Source organism: Streptomyces musisoli (genome assembly GCF_016741855.1).
Taxonomy (GTDB): domain Bacteria; phylum Actinomycetota; class Actinomycetes; order Streptomycetales; family Streptomycetaceae; genus Streptomyces; species Streptomyces musisoli.
This window is the reverse complement of the sequence record NZ_JAERRH010000008.1, coordinates 328,141-344,957: the sequence shown is the minus strand read 5'-3', so window position 1 is coordinate 344,957 and position 16,817 is coordinate 328,141. Positions and strand designations below refer to the sequence as shown.

Below are 16,817 nucleotides of genomic sequence, written 5' to 3'. Positions count from 1 at the left end.
AGGGTGGGGGTGGTGGTGCACAAGGCCCTCACACGGTCTTCGCATCCCGGATGCCCGGGCAGCGTAGCTGACGGACCGTCAGATCAGCGCTACCGTGAGGGACATGGAGACCACACAGTTCCCGCTGATCATCTCCGTCGACGACCACACCGTTGAGCCTCCCGGAGTGTGGCAGGACCGGCTGCCGCGGAAGTACCGGGACGTCGGACCCCGGATCGTGCGCGCGCCGCTGAAGGAGATGACCTTCCTCGGCGGGCGGTTCAAGCCCGTCATGGGCGACCCGGGCGCCACGGACGGCCCGCTCGGCGACTGGTGGGTCTACGAGGACCTGCGCCGGCCGCTCACCCGCCTCGACACGGCCGTCGGCTGCGCCAGGGACGAGGTCAGGCTCGAGGTCATCACGTACGAGCAGATGCGGGCCGGGTCGTACGACGTGTCCGCCCGGCTCGCCGACATGGACGTCAACCACGTCCAGTCGGCCCTGTGCTTCCCGACCTTCCCCCGCTTCTGCGGGCAGACGTTCACGGAGGCCGCCGACAAGGAACTCGCCCTGCTGTGCGTCCGCGCCTACAACGACTGGACGGTGGAGGAGTGGTGCGGGCCCGAGGCGGGGGGCCGGCTGGTACCGCTGCCCCTCATACCCCTGTGGGACGCCCGGCTGGCGGCCGAGGAGGTGCGGCGCAACGCCGCGCGCGGCGCCCGGGCCGTCGCCTTCTCCGAGATACCCCCGCACCTCGGGCTGCCGTCCGTGCACACCGACGAGTGGGACCCGTTCCTCGCGGCCTGCGACGAGACCGGCACGGTCGTGGCCATGCACATCGGCTCCAGCAGTCGGATGCCCTCCACCTCCGCCGACGCCCCGCCCGCCGTCGGCTCCACCATCACCTTCGCCAACTGCTGCTTCTCGATGGTCGACTGGCTGATGAGCGGCAAGTTCGAGCGCTTCCCGAACCTGAAGGTCATGTACGCGGAGGGGCAGATCGGCTGGATCCCGTACATCCTCGAGCGCGCGGACGTGGTGTGGGAGGAGAACCGCGGGTGGGGCGGGATCGCCGACAAGGTGCGCCGGCCGCCGTCCGAGCTGTTCGCCGAGCACGTCTACGGCTGTTTCTTCGACGACGCCTTCGGGCTCAGGAGCCTGGACGCCATCGGCGTCGGCAACGTCCTGTACGAGACCGACTACCCGCACTCCGACTCCACCTGGCCCAAGTCCCGCGAGGTCGGCGAGGCCCAGATGGGGCACCTGCCGGCCGACGTGGTCGAGCGGATCGTCCGGGGCAACGCGATCGAGCTGCTGGGGCTCACACCGGAAGGGCTGTGGCGGTGAGCGCCCTGTCCTACGGCATCCAGCTGCCCGTCCAGTCGCAGAGCACCCTTTACACCGAGCCGTGGGAGGCCGGGGCCGGGCCGGACGACCTGGTCGCGGTCGCGCGGGCGGCCGACGCCGCGGGCTTCGACTACGTCGCCTGCTGCGATCATGTCGCCGTCCCGCGCCGGCTGGCCCCGGCCATGAGCACGGTCTGGTACGACCCGGTGGCCACGCTCGCCCACCTCGCCGCCGTCACCGAGCGGGTCCGGCTGCTCAGCCACGTGGCCGTGGTGGGGCTGCGCCATCCGCTGCTCACCGCCAAGCAGTACGCCACCCTCGACCACCTCTCCGGCGGCCGGCTGATCCTCGGGGTCGGGGCGGGGCACGTGCGGGAGGAGTTCGAGGCGCTCGGGGTGGACTTCGAGCGGCGCGGGGCCGTCCTCGACGAGGTGGTCGACGCCCTGCGGGCCGCCCTCGGGCCCGAGGAGTTCCCCGAGCACCACGGGAAGCACTACGACTTCGCCGGGCTCGGGCAGCGGCCCCGCCCGGCACAGCCGCACGTCCCCCTGTGGGTCGGCGGTTCCTCGCCCGCCGCGGTCCGCCGGGCCGCGCTGCGCGGTGACGGCTGGCTGCCGCAGGGGGATCCCCGCGACCGGCTGCCGGAGCGGATCGCCCGGATCCGGCGGCTGCGCGCGGAGGCCGGCCGCGACGGGGAGTACACCGTCGGCGCCATCGCCGAGCCGCTGTACGTCGGCCGGCCCGGCTGGGACACCGGGCGGCGCACGCTCGCCGGGGCACCGGAGGAGATCGCCGAGTCGCTGCGCGCGTACCGGGCGATGGGCGTGGACCAGATCCAGGTGCGGTTCCGCAGTCGGGACCGGGCCGAACTCATCGAGCAGATCGGCGTGTTCGGGGCGGAGGTCGCGCCCCGGCTGGACTGAGGAGACGCTATGGGCAAGCTGGACGGGCGGGTCGTCATCGTCACCGGGGCGGCGCGCGGGCAGGGCGAGCAGGAGGCCCGGCTGTTCCGGGCGGAGGGTGCGCGGGTGGTCGTCGCGGACGTGCTGGACGACCTCGGCGAGGCGCTCGCCAAGGAGATAGGGGCCCTCTACGTCCACCTGGACGTGGGCACGGAGGACGGCTGGCGGGAGGCCGTCGGCGCGGTCAAGCGGGCGTACGGGCGCATCGACGGGCTGGTCAACAACGCGGGCATCCTGCGCTTCAACGCGCTGGTGGACACTCCGCTCGACGAGTTCATGCAGGTCGTGCAGGTGAACCAGGTCGGCTGCTTCCTGGGCATGAAGACGGTGGCACCGGAGCTGGCGGACGGGGGCACCATCGTCAACACCGCCTCCTACACCGCGCTCACCGGCATGGCCGCCGTCGGGACGTACACGGCGACCAAGCACGCCGTGCTCGGGCTGACCCGGGTGGCCGCGCTGGAGCTGGCGGGCCGGCGGATCCGGGTCAACGCCATCTGCCCGGGTGCCATCGACACCGCGATGTCGAACCCGGCGCGGCTGGATCCGGACGCCGACCCGGAGGAGATGGGCCGAGCCCTGGACCAGCTGTACCGGGGGCTCGTGCCGCTCGGCCGGGTCGGGCAGCCGGAGGAGGTGGCCCGGCTCGCCCTCTTCCTCACCTCGGACGACTCCTCGTACATCACCGGGCAGCCGTTCGTGATCGACGGGGGCTGGCTGGCGGGGGTCAGTGTCATCTGAGGCAACGGATAGCTGATGGACCGTCAGCTATTGACGGTCGGGGCGGCCGGTGCGACAGTCGGCCGACAACCAAGAACTGACGGAGCGTCAGAAACACTGGGGACGGTGAACCGCCGTGGAATTCGGGCTCTTTGTACAGGGATACGTGGGCAAGCGAGCCGAGACCGACCCGCTGGCCGAGCACAAGGCGCTGATGGAGGAGACCGAGTACGTCATCCAGGCGGACAAGTCCGGCTTCAAGTACGCCTGGGCCTCCGAGCACCACTTCCTGGAGGAGTACTCGCACCTGTCCGCCAACGACGTCTTCCTCGGCTACCTCGCCCACGCGACCGACCGGATCCACCTGGGCTCCGGGATCTTCAACCCGCTGGCCCAGGTCAACCACCCGGTGAAGGTCGCCGAGAAAGTGGCCATGCTCGACCACCTCAGCGAGGGCCGCTTCGAGTTCGGCAGCGGCCGGGGCGCGGGCAGCCACGAGATCCTCGGCTTCCTGCCGGGCATCACCGACATGAACCACACGAAGGAGATCTGGGAGGAGACGATCGCCGAGTTCCCCAAGATGTGGCTCCAGGACGAGTACGAGGGCTTCCAGGGCAAGCACTGGCAGCTCCCGCCGAGGAAGGTGCTCCCCAAGCCGTACGGGAAGTCGCATCCGGCGATGTGGTACGCGGCCGGTTCGCCGCCCTCCTACGCGATGGCGGCGAGGAAGGGGCTCGGCGTGCTCGGTTTCAGCATCCAGAAGGTCTCCGACATGGAGTGGGTGCTGGAGCAGTACAAGACGGCGGTCGTGAACGCGGAGCCGGTCGGGGACTTCGTCAACGACAACGTGATGGTGACGACGACCGCGATCTGCGCGCCGACACACGCGGAGGCGATCGAGATCGCCGTGAACGGCGGGCTGCACTACCTGCCCTCCCTCGTCTTCCGCTACCACGACACGTTCCCCCGGCCCGAGGGATTCCCGGTATGGCCGGAGACGCTGCCCCCCTACACGCCGGAGTTCGTGGAGCTGCTCATCGAGGAGGAGCTGCTGATCTGCGGCGATCCGGACGAGGTGCTGCGCCAGTGCAAGCGGTGGGAGCAGGCCGGGGCGGACCAGCTGAGCTTCGGGCTGCCGGTGGGGGTGCCCAAGGAGGAGACGCTCCAGACGATCCGGCTGATCGGCGAGCACGTCATCCCGAAGATCGACACGGACCCGGTGCACCGGACTTCGCGGTTCCGGGCTGCCGTGTGAGCGCCGCGGGCGGGTGCGGGTCCGTCGTGGTCGCCCGCGCCCACGCGGCCGAGCCGCGGATCGACACGGTCCCGCGCCCCAGGTAGGTCAGCCTCCCGGAGTCGAAGAGGAGCCCTCATGCTCGATCACGTCATCAAGGGCGCCACCGTCGTGGATGGCACCGGCGCGCCCGCTCACACCGCCGACGTCGGCATACGAGGTGGCCGCATCGCCGCCATCGGCAAGATCACCGAAGGTTCCCGCACCACCGAGGACGCGCACGGTCTCGTCCTCGCCCCCGGCTTCGTCGACCCGCACACCCACTACGACGCGCAGCTCTTCTGGGACCCGTACGCCACGCCCTCCCTCAACCACGGCGTGACCACCGTCGCCGCCGGCAACTGCGGCTTCACCCTCGCGCCCCTCCACCCCGGCCGGCCCGAGGACGCCGACTACACCCGGCGGATGATGTCGAAGGTCGAGGGGATGTCCCTGGTCGCCCTGGAGGAGGGGGCGCCCTGGAACTGGCACTCCTTCGGGGAGTACCTGGACGCCCTCGAAGGCCGGATCGCGGTCAACGCCGGCTTCATGGTCGGGCACTGCGCGCTGCGGCGGCACGTCATGGGCCCGGACGCGGTCGGCGGGCAGCCCACCGAGGAGCAGCTCGGCGCGATGGTCGGCCTGCTGCACGCGGCCATGGACGCCGGGGCCTGGGGCCTGTCCACCACCCAGTCCAGCACCCACTCCGACGGTGACGGGCAGCCCGTCGCCTCCCGGCACGCGGGGCCCGAGGAGCTGCTGGCGCTCTCCCGGGCCGTCGGCGAGCACGAGGGCACCCAGATCGAGGCGATCGTCGCCGGATGCCTGGACCGGTTCAGCGATGCCGAGATCGACCTGCTCGTGGAGATGAGCGCGGCGGCGGGACGGCCGCTCAACTGGAACGTCCTCACCGTCGACGCGGCCGTCCCCGAGCGGGTGCCCCGGCAGCTGAGCGCGAGCGAGCGGGCGCGGAAGGCCGGCGGCCGGGTCGTCGCCCTCACCATGCCCATCCTCACCCCGATGAACATGTCCCTGGGGACGTTCTGCGCGCTCAACCTGATCCCGGGCTGGGGGCCGGTCCTCGCGCTGCCCGTGCCCGAGCGCATCGCCAGGCTCCGCGACCCCGGCGTCCGGGCGGAGCTGCTGCGGCGGGCCCGGTCGAAGGAGGCCGGGGTGTTCCGGCGGCTGGCGGACTTCGGGCGGTACGTCATCGGGGACACCTACAGCGAGGCCAACCGGGGGCTCACCGGCCGGGTGGTGCGGGACATCGCCGCCGAACGCGGCCAGGACCCGTTCGCCTGCCTGGTGGAGATCTGCGCCGCCGACGGACTGCGCACCGTCCTGTGGCCCATGCCGAGCGACAACGACCCGGCCTCCTGGGCCCTGCGCGCGGAGACCTGGCAGCACGAGGACGTCCTGCTCGGCGGCTCGGACGCGGGCGCCCACCTGGACCGGATGTGCGGGGCGCCGTACACCACCCGGTTCCTCGGGGACTGCCTGCGCGGCCGGAGACTGGTCGGTCTGGAGCAGGCGGTGCGGATGCTGACGGACGCCCCGGCCCGGCTCTTCGGGCTGCGCGAGCGGGGCCGGGTGACGGAGGGCTGGCACGCCGACCTGGTGCTGTTCGACCCGGAGCGGATCGACGCCGGACAGGCCCGTCTGGTGCACGACCTGCCCGGGGACAGCCCGCGGCTGGACTCGCGGGCGATCGGGGTGCGGGCGGTGTGGGTCAACGGCGTGGAGGCGATCCGGGACGACGAGGTGAGCGGGGCCGTACCGGGCCGGGTGCTGCGGTCCGGGCGGGACACGCGGACGGTGAGCACGCGGTGAGCGAGGGACAGCGGCTGTTCGTCGGCGGGGCGTGGGTGGCGCCGGACGGCGGGCACTACCCGGTGACCGATCCGGCCACCGAGGAGACCGTCGGCCGGGCGCCGGAGGCCTCGCCGGAGCAGGCGCGGGCGGCCTGCGCCGCGGCCCGGGAGGCGTTCGGGGCGTGGTCGCGGACCCGGCCGGAGGAGCGGGCGGAGGTGCTGGCGCGGGCCGCCGGAATCATCCGGGACCGGCTGCTGCCGTACGCCGACCTGGCCCGGGCCGAGACCGGGGCGACCACCGGGACCGCCCGCGCGATGCAGGTCGGGGTGGCCGCCGCCCGCTTCCGCCGGTACGCGAGCGTGGAGCCCGCCGAGTGGGCCGTCGCCCCGCAGATCAACGAGGCCGGGCCGATGGGGAAGGCCGGGGTGATGGGGGCGCTCGCGGTGCGGCAGCCGGTCGGGGTCGTCACCTGCATCACCTCCTACAACAACCCGTGGGCCAACCCGGCCGGGAAGATCGCCCCGGCCCTGGCCATGGGCAACACGGTGGTCGTGAAACCGGCCCCGCAGGACCCCTTGTCCGTCTACCGGATGGCCGAGGCGCTGGCGGACGCCGGGGTGCCGCCGGGCGTGGTGAACGTCGTCTCCGGGCGGGACGTCTCGGTGGGCGAGGCCGTGGTGGCGTCCGACGACGTCGACATGGTCAGCTTCACCGGGTCCACGGCCGTCGGCCGGCGCATCGCCGAGGTGTGCGGGCGGGACATGAAACGGCAGCTGATGGAGCTGGGCGGCAAGGGCGCCGCGCTCGTCTTCGACGACGCCGACCTCGCCTCGGCCGTCGCCGGCATCGGCACCACCTTCTCCTTCTACAGCGGGCAGATCTGCACGGCACCGACGCGGGTGCTGGCCCAGCGCGGGGTGTACGAGCGGCTCGTCGAGCGGCTCGGGGCGTACGCGGCCCGGCTGCCGGTGGGCGATCCCCGGGCCGCGGACACCGTCGTGGGGCCGGTGATCTCGGCGGAGCACCGGGCGCGCGTGGAGTCGTACGTCGAACTCGGCCGCAAGGAGGGCGCGGTCGTGGTGGCGGGCGGCGAACGGCCGGACCTGGAGCGGGGGTTCTACGTCGCGCCCACGCTGCTCGCCGGATGCGCCAACGACATGCGGGTGGCACGGGAGGAGATCTTCGGGCCGGTCGTGGTGGTGATCCCGTTCGACGACGAGGACGAGGGGGTGGCCCTCGCCAACGACTCCGACTACGGCCTCGTCGACTACGTCTGGTCCGGTGACGTGGCCCGCGCCTTCCGGGTGGCGCGCCGGCTGCGGGCCGGGGGAGTGGGCATCAACACGGTCGCCCGCAACATGGAGGCCCCGTTCGGCGGCTTCAAGAAGAGCGGGGTCGGGCGGGACGTCGGCGTGTACGCCCTGCACGCGTACAGCGAGGTGCAGGCCCTCGTGTGGCCGGGCTGAGTTCGCCGCCGTGCCGGTGTCGCGTGGCGTGGTCTCGTGTGGCCGGGCTGGGTTCGCCGCCGTGCCGGTGTCGTGTGGCGTGGGTCTCGTGTGGCCGGGCTGAGCCCGCCGCCGTGCCGGTGTCGCGTGGCGCTGCTCAGTCCGTCAGGTCCACCCGGATCGTCAGCAGATCCGTGCCGAACGCCCGTACCGCCGCGCTGTTGAACCGGGGCAGGGCCCGCAGCCGGGCGGCCGCGTCGTCGTCGGGCAGGAGGTGGGCGGTGCCGTGGTGCCAGCGGCCGGCGATACGGACCCGGACCGCGGGATCGGCCTGGATGTTGCGCACGTACTGCGACTTGCGGCCGAACTCGGAGACCAGCCAGAAGGAGTCGCCGACCCGGCGCCCGCCGACCGGCGTCTGCCGGGGCAGTCCGGACTTCCGGCCGGTCGTCTCCAGCAGCACCTGGAACGGCAGGCGCCGGTTGAGCGGGTTCGCGACGTACCGCTGGAAGCGGGTCACGATGCGGTGCTTGCGGTCTGCGCGGCCTGACATCTTCTCCGGCTCTCCTGCTCTCTCGGGCCCCGCACGGGCGCTGTCCAGGGCACCGGAACAGCGCCCGCGCCGATGGCGTGTCGGCCCCGTGCGGGGCGTGTGACGGGTCGACGGCCGTACGAACGGCGCGTGTTAGCCTCCCCCGCAGCCATGAACTTTCGCAACGGGGGAGCCTGATGGGCGCGTCTTCGGACGGCTACAAGGTCAGGTCCGGCATGTCCGGGCAGGCGACGGAACTGGACGGCGCGGGCGACGACGCGGGACACATAGCCGAGGCGATCGGCACCACCGAGTGCCACACCCCGGACGCGCTGGGCGGCGCCGACTCGGCGGCGGCCTTCGACGCGTTCGCCGCCGCCTGGGAGACGGACGTGACCACGCTTCAGTCGGCGCTGCACGAACTCGCGGGCAAGGTACGGCTGGCCAAGGGGGCGTACGGGGGCGGCGACCACACCGTCGCGGCCCGGGCCGCCGCCGTCCCCGGGGACGGCCTCACCACGATGCCCGTCCCGGCCGGCGGCAGCGGCCTCACGACGATGCCCGCGTATGCCGAGCGGCCGTCCGCCCTCACGCAGTACTGAGAGGCGGACCGATGACGGGGTTCTTCAGCCCGCTCGACTCCCCGGCCGCCCGCCGCTCGTGGCTGGCCGATCTCTGCGGGAGCATTCCCAAGGCCGCAACCAAGAACGACCTGCTGGACCAGATCGACGGTGCGCTCTTCGTCTCCGCCCCGCAGGGCGACACGGGGGCCCTGGAAGCGCTGGGCAAGCGCTACCGCGGCCAGGTCGACAAGGCCGGCGACCTGCACGACCGGGTGCACAAGGTCGCCCGCAAGGGGCTGCCGGAGGTCTGGGTCGGTGACACCAGCGTGCTCGCCTCCGACGGTGTGGCCGCCGCCGCGCGGGCCGCGACGAAGATGTCGGAGGCGTTCGAGGGCGGCGCGAAGGCGCTGCACGCGCTCGCCGACGCGCTCGGCCCCGCGAAGAAGCAGGACGCCGACGGCCGCGCCAAGCTGGTGCAGGCCAAGCAGCAGCTCGGGCCCAGGGACGGCTTCTTCGACCTCGGCCGTCTGATCGAGACCGACGAGGAGAAGGCCGAGCGGCAGAAGGTGCTCGCCGCGGCCCGTGCCGTCGCCACGGACGGGGTCGCCCTGATGCACGAGGCCGCCGTCGCGGCGGACGACGCCGTGCGCGCCGCGGCCCGGGACCTGAACAAGTGGGCGGCCGAGGCGCGCGCGGGCAAGATGCACACCGGTCAGCTGTCCGCGGTGGACCGGCTGATGCTCGCCGACACCAGCGGCAAGGCCGGCGCCGCCGACTACAACGAGATCCTCACCGCCACGGAGCTGGAACGCTCGGGCCGGGCCATGGACGGCCTGCCGCCGGCCGACCGCTCGCGCATGGAGCACCTCCTGGCGGACGCGAAGTCCCCGCAGGAGAAGGCGTACCTCATGAAGGCCCTCGCCGCGGGGCACAAGGTCGACGACATCGAGGCGTTCGGCGGGAAGATCCACGGCAAGGACCCGGCGTGGCTCCAGCGGCACCTGTCGCCGATCGTCACCCAGGGGGACAGCCTCCGGGACGAGGGGACGGACCCCGGCAACGGCGCCAACCTCAACACCGACCTCCAGAGCTTCGACGGCCAGCAGTGGGCCCAGGGCGGCGACGGCAGGGAGGGCACCTGTGTGGCCTCCTCCACGGTCACCGCCCGGGCCATGGTGGACCCCGTCTTCGCCCTCGGGCTCACCGGCGGCCCCAGCGGCCAGGAGGACGACCCGGTGGCCTTCCGCATGCGCCTGGTGGACGAGCAGCACCGGGTGCACCAGGAGGGCCACGGTGGCAAGAACTGGGACGGCATGGACCAGAAGGGCAAGACCGAGGTCCTCAACAAGGAGGTCAGCCCGGAGACCGGTGGCTCCTACGAACTCCAGGAGGTGCGGGACGCGGACTCCCGGCGCAACGTCCTGCCGGAGATAGAGAAGGCGGTGGCCGAGGGCAAGCCGGTGCCCATCGGCGTCGAGGGGTACGAGGCGGACGGCACGCGGCACGGGCACGCCATGATGATCATCGGCCAGGAGGGCGACAAGCTCCAGATCTACAACCCGTGGGGCCAGACCACATGGGTCAGCGAGGACGACTTCGTCAACGGCGGCATGGCGAAGGCCAGCGACAGCAGGCTGCCCGACGCGTACGCCGTGCACCTGCCCCAGGACTGAGAGACCCAGGAACCAGCGATCCACCATGACGTCACGCACACCGCTTCTCGGCACGGCCGCCCTCGTCTGCCTGCTCACCGTCACCGGCTGCGGGAAGGACACCGGCGGCACCGGCACCGCCACCCCCGGCGCGACCGTCGGCACCGGCCCCCAGGGCGCGACCGGCACCTCCGGCGCGACGGCCACGGGCACCTCCGGCGGGACGACCGGCACGAACACGACCGGCGGCACCACGGGGACCTCCGGCGGGACGACCGGCACGAACACGACCGGCGGCACCACGGGGACCTCCGGCGGGACCACGGGGACATCCGGCGGGACCACCGGCACGGGCACGGGCGCCTCCGGCGGGAAGACCGGCACCGAATACGGCCTCGACCACCGGAGGGTGACCGTCGAGCCGGGCGAACGGTTCTCCCTCACCGTCCCGTCGTCCGCCTCGCTCGGCGAGCGCTGGTACCTCACCGTTCCCGGGCCGGACACCGCCGTGCTGAGACACCGGGGCGACCGGGCGTCCGGCAGCGGCAGCGACGCCGACGGCGCCTCCGGCGGCACGCAGTCCTTCGACTTCGCCGCACTGACGAAGGGCAGGACGACGGTCCGGCTGCTGCACTGCCCGCTGCACACGTGCACCGGGCCCGGCCCCGACGACCGCTCCACCCTGGCCCCCAGCCCGGCCGGCACGGCGTCCCCGTCCCCGTACCCCACCATGACCGGCGTCCCGGACACCCACGCCGGTGCCGGCGTCTACGTCTTCACCGTCACCGTCCGCTGACCAGGACCGGAACCGAGGCCCTCATGCCCCCTGCTCCCGACAGCCGCTCCGACGACGAGGTCCTGGCCGCCACCGACGTCACCGTGCTCCTGCGCTACGGCCTGACCCAGGACGCCTTCCGCACGGCCCTGTTCGGCGACGGCGCCGTCGCGGGCGCGGTCACCCTCGACCGGCTCGGCGTGCTGCCGCGCTCGCTGGTGTTCGTCGCCGAGATCGTCCGGGCCGGCGGCCTCGCGTACGCCGCGGAGCTGCCGGAGCCGCTGCCGGACCCGGAGCCGGCGGCCGTGCTGCGCGACTGGCTGACCGAGGCCGCCCGGACGGCGACCTCCCCGGAGGCCGAGGCACTGGCCGCCCGCTGGCTGAAGGCGGTAGCCGAACTGATAGCCCTACGCCGCACCACCCCCACCCCACAGAACCCCGGCGAACTCCCCGACTAACCCGGCCAACACCACGAACCCCCACAACCCAAGCCCCAAAGGGCCGCGACGAACCGCGCGACCACCCACGACGGCGCCACAGAAGACCACGATCCGCGCAGCGCCCCGACAGGGGCGCGGGGAACTACGCGAAGAGCCCGGACGAAGCCGCGGAAGACCACAACCCGAGCCCCAAAGGGCCGCGACGAACCGCGCGACCAGCCACGACGGCGCCGCAGAGGACCGCGATCCGCGCAGCGCCCCGACAGGGGCGCGGGGAACTGCGCGACCAGCCGCAACGGCGCCGCACACGACCGACGACACCACCCGCGCCTGCCCAGGCACCCTCGGCCCCTACCCCTCGTCGGCCAACCAGTTGCCGTGGAAGCCGAACGGCACCCGCCCCGGCAAGCGAACCGTGGCGACCGGCGGCGCGGCGAGATCGTCGGCGTCCAGGACCACCAGCTCGCTGCGGTCGGTGGCGGCATCGTGGACGTACGTCAGAAGCCACCCCGCACCACCGGCCGTACCGTCGGCGGGCGCGAAGGCGGCCTCCCCGGGAACGCGGCCGGCCCCGAAGTCGTGGGCGGTGACGGCACCGGACCGCAGGTCGTAGCGGACCAGTGAGGTGCCGCACGTGACGTGCCCGTGCCCGGCGGCGAGCCCGGTCAGCCGGTCGTCGACGCGCGGGAACTCGCCCGGGCGGTCGTCGAGCTGCTCCTCGCGGACCGTGCCGCGGGCCGGGTCGACGGTCCACTTCCACAGCACGGCCTGCTGCGGCCGTGTGCCGCCGTCGGCGGTGCGCCGCCACATCTCCGGATAACGCATCACGTACAGCACGACGGTGCCGTCCGGAGCGTCGTGGGCGTTCAGGACGTGGAAGACGTAGCAGGGATCGACGGGCAACCAGCGGACCTCGCCGTGCGGGTCGTCGCGGCGCAGCAGGCCGAGCCGCGCGCCGTGCCCGTCGTCCCAGCTGTACGGCATCGTGCCGCCGGTCAGGGCGAGTTCGACGTCGAAGACGACCGGCAGGTCCATGAAGACGACGTGCCCGGCGGTGAGGGCGAAGTCGTGCAGCATGGTCGGCGCGGGCACCTCCACCGGCCTGCTGAGCACCAGCTCGCCCGTGGCGTCGGCCCGGTGGTAGGTCAGGTGGGTGGGCTCCAGCATGCCGTAGCCGAAGAAGTGCAGTTCGCCGGTGACCGGGCAGGTCTTCGGGTGGGCCGTCATCGCGGTGTGGAGGCGGCCGCCGAAGTCGTACGGGCCCTTGGTGTCCAGCTCGCGGGTCAGTTCGTAGGGCAGGGCCGTCTCCACCAGGGCGAGGGTGCGGCCCGCGTGCCGGACGACATGCGTGTTGGCGGGGCCGGCGGTGAGGTCCCGGCGGCCCTGGTCGTCGTACATCCGCGCCCCGTCGGTGAGGCGGCTGGTGCGGACCCAGCGGTTGCGGTAGGAGGTGGCCCGGCCGCCCTCCAGCCGCACCCCGTGGACCATGCCGTCGCCGAAGAACCAGTGCCCGGAGGCGGCGTCGGCCGGGTTCGGGCCGTTGCGCAGGTACCAGCCGGACAGCTCGGGCGGGATCGTGCCGGTCACCGGCAGGTGGTGCGCGGTGAGTTCCTCGGTGACCGGGGCGTAGTTGCCGAGGAGGTGCTTCGGGGCGGTGGTCACCGGGCCACCTGCCCGGCGGCCTGGGCCTTCGCCTGGACGTGGGCGACGTAGCGGACGGTGAAGAGCATCGGGGCGGCGAAGCCGGCGATCTGGACGAGGGTGGCGGCCGTGGAACGGGCGTGTCCGGAGTGGTCCAGCACGGCGAGGGCGGCGGCGGTCAGCGCGAAGGCGGTGGTCCAGACGGCGGTGATGACCACGTTGGTCCGGATGAACGGCTTCAGGTGCCACAGCTCGCGCGGGGTGGTGCGCTTGGCGATGCCCAGGGTGAAGGGCCGGCGGGCGGCGAGCGAGAGGCCGGCGATGACGGCGAGGGTGGCGGAGGAGAGCGCGGCGGAGTAGTCGTGCACGCCCGAGTGCGGATCGGCGAAGGCGATGGCCGCGAGGACCGCGAAGAAGACCGCCGAGCCGGACTCGATGACGAGGGCGTCGAAGCCGGTCCCGGAACGCTTCTCCTGGGCGATGAGCCCGAGCGCGACCACCAGGGCGGCCAGGGCGCCCCACTGCCAGTCGGCCGAGGGGACGACGGCGAAGACGATCCATGGCAGGAAGGTGCGCAGGTACGACATGGGGACCCCCGATTGGTCTGAGTTCCGGTTTCGACATGTCAAAAGTAGAAGGTCAGAACTCGACATGTCAACAGTGGAAGGTAAGCTGGAGGTATGAGCCTCAAACACGCATTGCTCGGCCTGCTCTCGGAGCGTCCCGCCAGCGGCTACGACCTGCTCAAGACGTTCGAGACCTCGCTCGCCAACGTCTGGCCGGCGACCCAGAGCCAGATCTACACCGAGCTGACCAAACTGGCGGGCTCAGGGCAGATCACCGTGACCGCCGAGGGCCCGCGCGGCCGCAAGGAGTACGCCCTCACCGACGAGGGCATGACCGAGCTGCGCCACTGGCTGACCGAGACGCGGCCCCAGCGCAACACCCGCAGCGACGTCCTGCTGCGCGTCTTCTTCCTCGGCGTGCTCCGGCCCGAGCAGGCCCGCGAGTACCTCACCGGCCTGACCGAGATGTCCCGCGAGGGGTACGAGCAGCTGCGGCAGCTCGCCGACTCCATCGACTGGGACGACGACAACCTCTCCGTCTACGGCCGGATCGCCCTGGAGTACGGCCTGCGCTTCAACGCGATGCGGCAGGAGTGGGCCGAGTGGGCGGCGGGCCAGATCAAGTAGTCCCGAGGAAGACCGGGTTGGTGAACGCGGCCATCGCCCCCGGCACCGGCCCCAGCGCCGCCTCGTGCCGCAGCTCGGCCCGCACGTAGGCCGCGCGGGCCGGGGTCGTGTGCCACTCCACGGTGCCCGTGCCGGACACCGGCAGCGGTCCGGCGGTGAACAGCACGCCCTGGTCGGTGACGAACCGGACCGAACAGCGCGGCGCGCCGGACACCTCCAGCCGGACCGCCACGGCGGTGTCCGCGCCGACCGCCAGCCGCTCGCCGATCCCGGCCCGTTCGCCGCCGGCGGCCGTCACGGTGAACGCCACCGAGACGTGCCGCGACTCGGCCACGTAGGAGCGGCCGGCCCGCAGCCCCTCCTGGATCGCCTCGCGGGTCAGCCCGTCGGCGAGGACGACCGTCTGCGGCAGGCCGACCACGTCCGGGTCGCGGTGGGCGTCGCTGTCGCCCATCGCCGGCAGCCAGGCCCGTTCGCCCCGCGCCGACGCCAGCAGCCGCGCGTCCCACGCCGCCAGGGTCATCTCGTCGTCCGGGGTCCAGGGCCCGTTCCACACCTCCACGGCGTCCGCCTCCGCGAACCCGAACCGCCAGCCGCAGCCCACGCAGTCGGCGTGCGGATGCGCCGGTACGACCAGACCGCCGGCCCGCCGGACCGCCCGCGCGAAGTGCGCCCAGCGGCCGTCCCGCGCCCGGTAGCGCCAGTCGACGAAGGTCCCCGGGTCGGTGCCGAGGGCCAGGACGTGCCCGTTGCGGGTGGTGACCTCCTCGCCGAGCAGCACCAGCAGGTCGTCGCCGGCCGCGTCGGCCCAGTGGGCGTGCGAGGCGTTCGTGTTGTGGTCGGAGCTGCACAGGAAGTCCAGGCCGGCCGCGCGGGCCAGAGCCGCGATCTCCGCCGGGGTGCGGCGGCCGTCGGAGTGCCAGGAGTGCAGGTGGCAGTCGCCCCGGTACCAGTCCCGCCCCCGGCCCCGGGCCCGGCCGGGCGGATACACCGGCTCCGGGGCCTTGCCGGACTCCCCGGGCGTCAGCGTGACCGTCACCTCGTACGACAGCCCCTGCGGGGCCACCGTGTACGGGCCCAGCACGATGTGCCAGGTGCCCGGGCGCAGCGGGCCCGGGAGATAGCCGGGCGTCGCCTCGTCCGCCCGCACGAAGAACTCCGTCCGCGCACCCCCCGACCAGCCCCGGAAGCCCCGCCCGCCCAGCTCCGTGCCGCGCTCGTCGAAGAGCCCGATGTCCAGGGCGTTGCCGGGGACGCCGGGCGGGACGGAGGGCCTGTCGTAGGTGTAGGAAACCTTCAACTCGGCCGTCTCAGGGGGCACTTCCACGGGAAGGTAGACGTAGTCCGGTGAACCGGGTGCCAGGGTGCCGCGCAACGTCGCCACATCCACAACGTAAGGCAACCCGGGGGCGCGGGACAGTACGGAATGCGCCGCCGCCGCGCGGGCGTGCCCCCGGGACCATGTCCGGGCCGCGCGGGCGTTCAGTGGGCCGTGTCCGGCCCGCGCGGGCGCGACCGCCGTACCGTGTCCGGCCCGCCCTCCGGCAATCCCGTCCAGTCGGTATGGACATACGATCCGGCACCCGGTACAGATCGCTCATGCGTATCGCCGTCACGATCTTCCTCACGGACGAGACCATCACCCCGACCCGCATCGCCCGCGAACTCGAACAGCGCGGGTTCGCCGGGCTGTACCTCCCGGAACACACCCACATCCCCGTCGAGCGCACCACCCCCTACCCGGCCGGCGGCGACCTGCCCCGCGAGTACGGCCGCACCCTCGACCCCTTCGTCGTGCTCGGCCAGGCCGCCGCCGTCACCGAGCGCCTCGGCCTCGGCACCGGGATCACCCTGGTCGCCCAGCACGACCCGATCGACCTCGCCAAGCAGATCGCCACGCTGGACCACCTGTCCGGCGGGCGCTTCACCCTCGGCCTCGGCTACGGCTGGAACGTGGAGGAGGCCGCCGACCACGGCGTGACCTGGCGGACCCGGCGCGAGCTGGTCCGGGACCGGATGGCCCTGATGCGCGCGCTGTGGGCGCAGGAGCCGACGGGGTACGCGGGGGAGTCCGGGAGCGTGCGGGCCAGCCTCGCCCACCCCAAGCCCGTGCAGAAGCCGCGCGGCCCCGTCGTCGGCCCCCGCACGCTCGTCGGCGGGGCCGCCGGGCCGAAGCTGTTCGCGCACATCGCCGAGTACGCCGACGGCTGGCTGCCGATCGGCGGGCGCGGGCTCACCGAGTCGCTGCCCGTGCTGCGCTCGGCGTGGGCGGACGCGGGCCGCGACCCGGCCGCCCTGGAGGTCGTCCCGTACGCCGTGCAGCCGACCCCCGGCAAGCTCGCCCACTACGCGGAACTCGGCATCGAGGAGGTCGTGGTGCAGCTGCCGCCGGCCGGTGAGCGGGAGGTGCTGCAGGCGCTCGACGCGTACGGCCCGCTCCTGCCGGCCGGCACGCCCCGGACGTGATCAACGCGAACGTATG

Annotated in this window: 15 protein-coding genes and 1 pseudogene; 12 read left to right on the top strand and 4 right to left on the bottom strand. The window is 73.2% G+C overall.

The window, feature by feature from the left end; translation table 11 throughout:
- Positions 1–103: 103 nt before the first annotated feature.
- The 6 genes and pseudogenes from JK361_RS23055 to JK361_RS23030 all read left to right on the top strand — a co-directional run bounded on the left by JK361_RS23055 (position 104) and on the right by JK361_RS23030 (position 7,560).
- On the top strand, positions 104–1,327 hold the full coding sequence (locus JK361_RS23055) for an amidohydrolase family protein (protein ID WP_201821263.1): 1,224 nt from the start codon (positions 104–106) through the stop codon (positions 1,325–1,327).
- Between the two features lie 5 nt (positions 1,328–1,332).
- On the top strand, positions 1,333–2,250 hold the full coding sequence (locus tag JK361_RS23050) for an LLM class F420-dependent oxidoreductase (protein WP_201821379.1): 918 nt from the start codon (positions 1,333–1,335) through the stop codon (positions 2,248–2,250).
- Between the two features lie 9 nt (positions 2,251–2,259).
- Positions 2,260–3,030, top strand: coding sequence for an SDR family NAD(P)-dependent oxidoreductase (locus tag JK361_RS23045; protein WP_201821261.1), 771 nt, complete (start codon positions 2,260–2,262; stop codon positions 3,028–3,030).
- 115 nt (positions 3,031–3,145) lie between these two features.
- Positions 3,146–4,264 (top strand): LLM class flavin-dependent oxidoreductase, encoded by a 1,119-nt coding sequence (locus tag JK361_RS23040; protein ID WP_201821259.1) that lies wholly within the window; start codon positions 3,146–3,148, stop codon positions 4,262–4,264.
- Positions 4,265–4,357: 93 nt separating this feature from the next.
- Positions 4,358–6,112 (top strand): annotated as a pseudogene (locus JK361_RS23035) (N-acyl-D-amino-acid deacylase family protein); the annotation flags it as partial.
- Positions 6,109–7,560 (top strand): aldehyde dehydrogenase family protein, encoded by a 1,452-nt coding sequence (locus tag JK361_RS23030; RefSeq protein ID WP_201821255.1) that lies wholly within the window; start codon positions 6,109–6,111, stop codon positions 7,558–7,560. The pseudogene JK361_RS23035 and the gene JK361_RS23030, both read left to right, overlap by 4 nt.
- A gap of 136 nt (positions 7,561–7,696) precedes the next feature.
- Here the strand turns inward: JK361_RS23030 and JK361_RS23025 are convergent, their stop codons facing one another.
- Positions 7,697–8,092, bottom strand: coding sequence for a nitroreductase family deazaflavin-dependent oxidoreductase (locus JK361_RS23025; protein ID WP_201821253.1), 396 nt, complete (start codon positions 8,090–8,092; stop codon positions 7,697–7,699).
- A 176-nt stretch (positions 8,093–8,268) separates the two neighbouring features.
- Here JK361_RS23025 and JK361_RS23020 point away from each other — a divergent pair, with 176 nt between their 5' ends.
- From JK361_RS23020 to JK361_RS23005, 4 genes are read left to right on the top strand one after another with little or no spacing between them, the layout of a single operon-like run.
- A complete protein-coding gene (locus JK361_RS23020; RefSeq protein ID WP_201821251.1) occupies positions 8,269–8,673 on the top strand; it encodes a hypothetical protein in 405 nt (134 codons plus the stop codon).
- Between the two features lie 11 nt (positions 8,674–8,684).
- Positions 8,685–10,307: a peptidoglycan-binding protein gene (locus tag JK361_RS23015; RefSeq protein ID WP_201821249.1), complete on the top strand. Its 1,623-nt coding sequence runs from the start codon at positions 8,685–8,687 to the stop codon at positions 10,305–10,307.
- 25 nt (positions 10,308–10,332) lie between these two features.
- On the top strand, positions 10,333–11,082 hold the full coding sequence (locus tag JK361_RS23010; protein ID WP_201821247.1) for a protease inhibitor I42 family protein: 750 nt from the start codon (positions 10,333–10,335) through the stop codon (positions 11,080–11,082).
- 23 nt (positions 11,083–11,105) lie between these two features.
- The gene (locus tag JK361_RS23005; RefSeq protein WP_201821245.1) at positions 11,106–11,519 is read left to right on the top strand and encodes a hypothetical protein; all 414 of its coding nucleotides are present in this window, start codon (positions 11,106–11,108) and stop codon (positions 11,517–11,519) included.
- A gap of 333 nt (positions 11,520–11,852) precedes the next feature.
- On the opposite strand, the gene JK361_RS23000 is transcribed toward JK361_RS23005, so the two are convergent.
- Positions 11,853–13,163 carry a carotenoid oxygenase family protein gene (locus tag JK361_RS23000; RefSeq protein ID WP_201821243.1) on the bottom strand — a complete coding sequence of 437 codons (1,311 nt, stop codon included), beginning with the start codon at positions 13,161–13,163 and terminating at the stop codon, positions 11,853–11,855.
- Positions 13,160–13,729, bottom strand: coding sequence for a hypothetical protein (locus tag JK361_RS22995; protein ID WP_201821241.1), 570 nt, complete (start codon positions 13,727–13,729; stop codon positions 13,160–13,162). The genes JK361_RS23000 and JK361_RS22995 overlap by 4 nt, the downstream gene beginning before the upstream one ends.
- A gap of 93 nt (positions 13,730–13,822) precedes the next feature.
- Between JK361_RS22995 and JK361_RS22990 the strand changes: the two genes are divergently transcribed.
- The gene (locus JK361_RS22990) at positions 13,823–14,335 is read left to right on the top strand and encodes a PadR family transcriptional regulator (protein ID WP_201821238.1); all 513 of its coding nucleotides are present in this window, start codon (positions 13,823–13,825) and stop codon (positions 14,333–14,335) included.
- Here JK361_RS22990 and JK361_RS22985 read toward each other — a convergent pair.
- Entirely contained in the window at positions 14,328–15,719 is a 1,392-nt protein-coding gene (locus tag JK361_RS22985; protein ID WP_201821236.1) for a CehA/McbA family metallohydrolase, read from the bottom strand. The two genes, JK361_RS22990 and JK361_RS22985, sit on opposite strands and share 8 nt — an antisense overlap.
- 215 nt (positions 15,720–15,934) lie before the next feature.
- Here JK361_RS22985 and JK361_RS22980 point away from each other — a divergent pair, with 215 nt between their 5' ends.
- Positions 15,935–16,801, top strand: coding sequence for an LLM class F420-dependent oxidoreductase (locus JK361_RS22980; protein ID WP_201821234.1), 867 nt, complete (start codon positions 15,935–15,937; stop codon positions 16,799–16,801).
- The last annotated feature ends 16 nt before the right edge of the window (positions 16,802–16,817 follow it).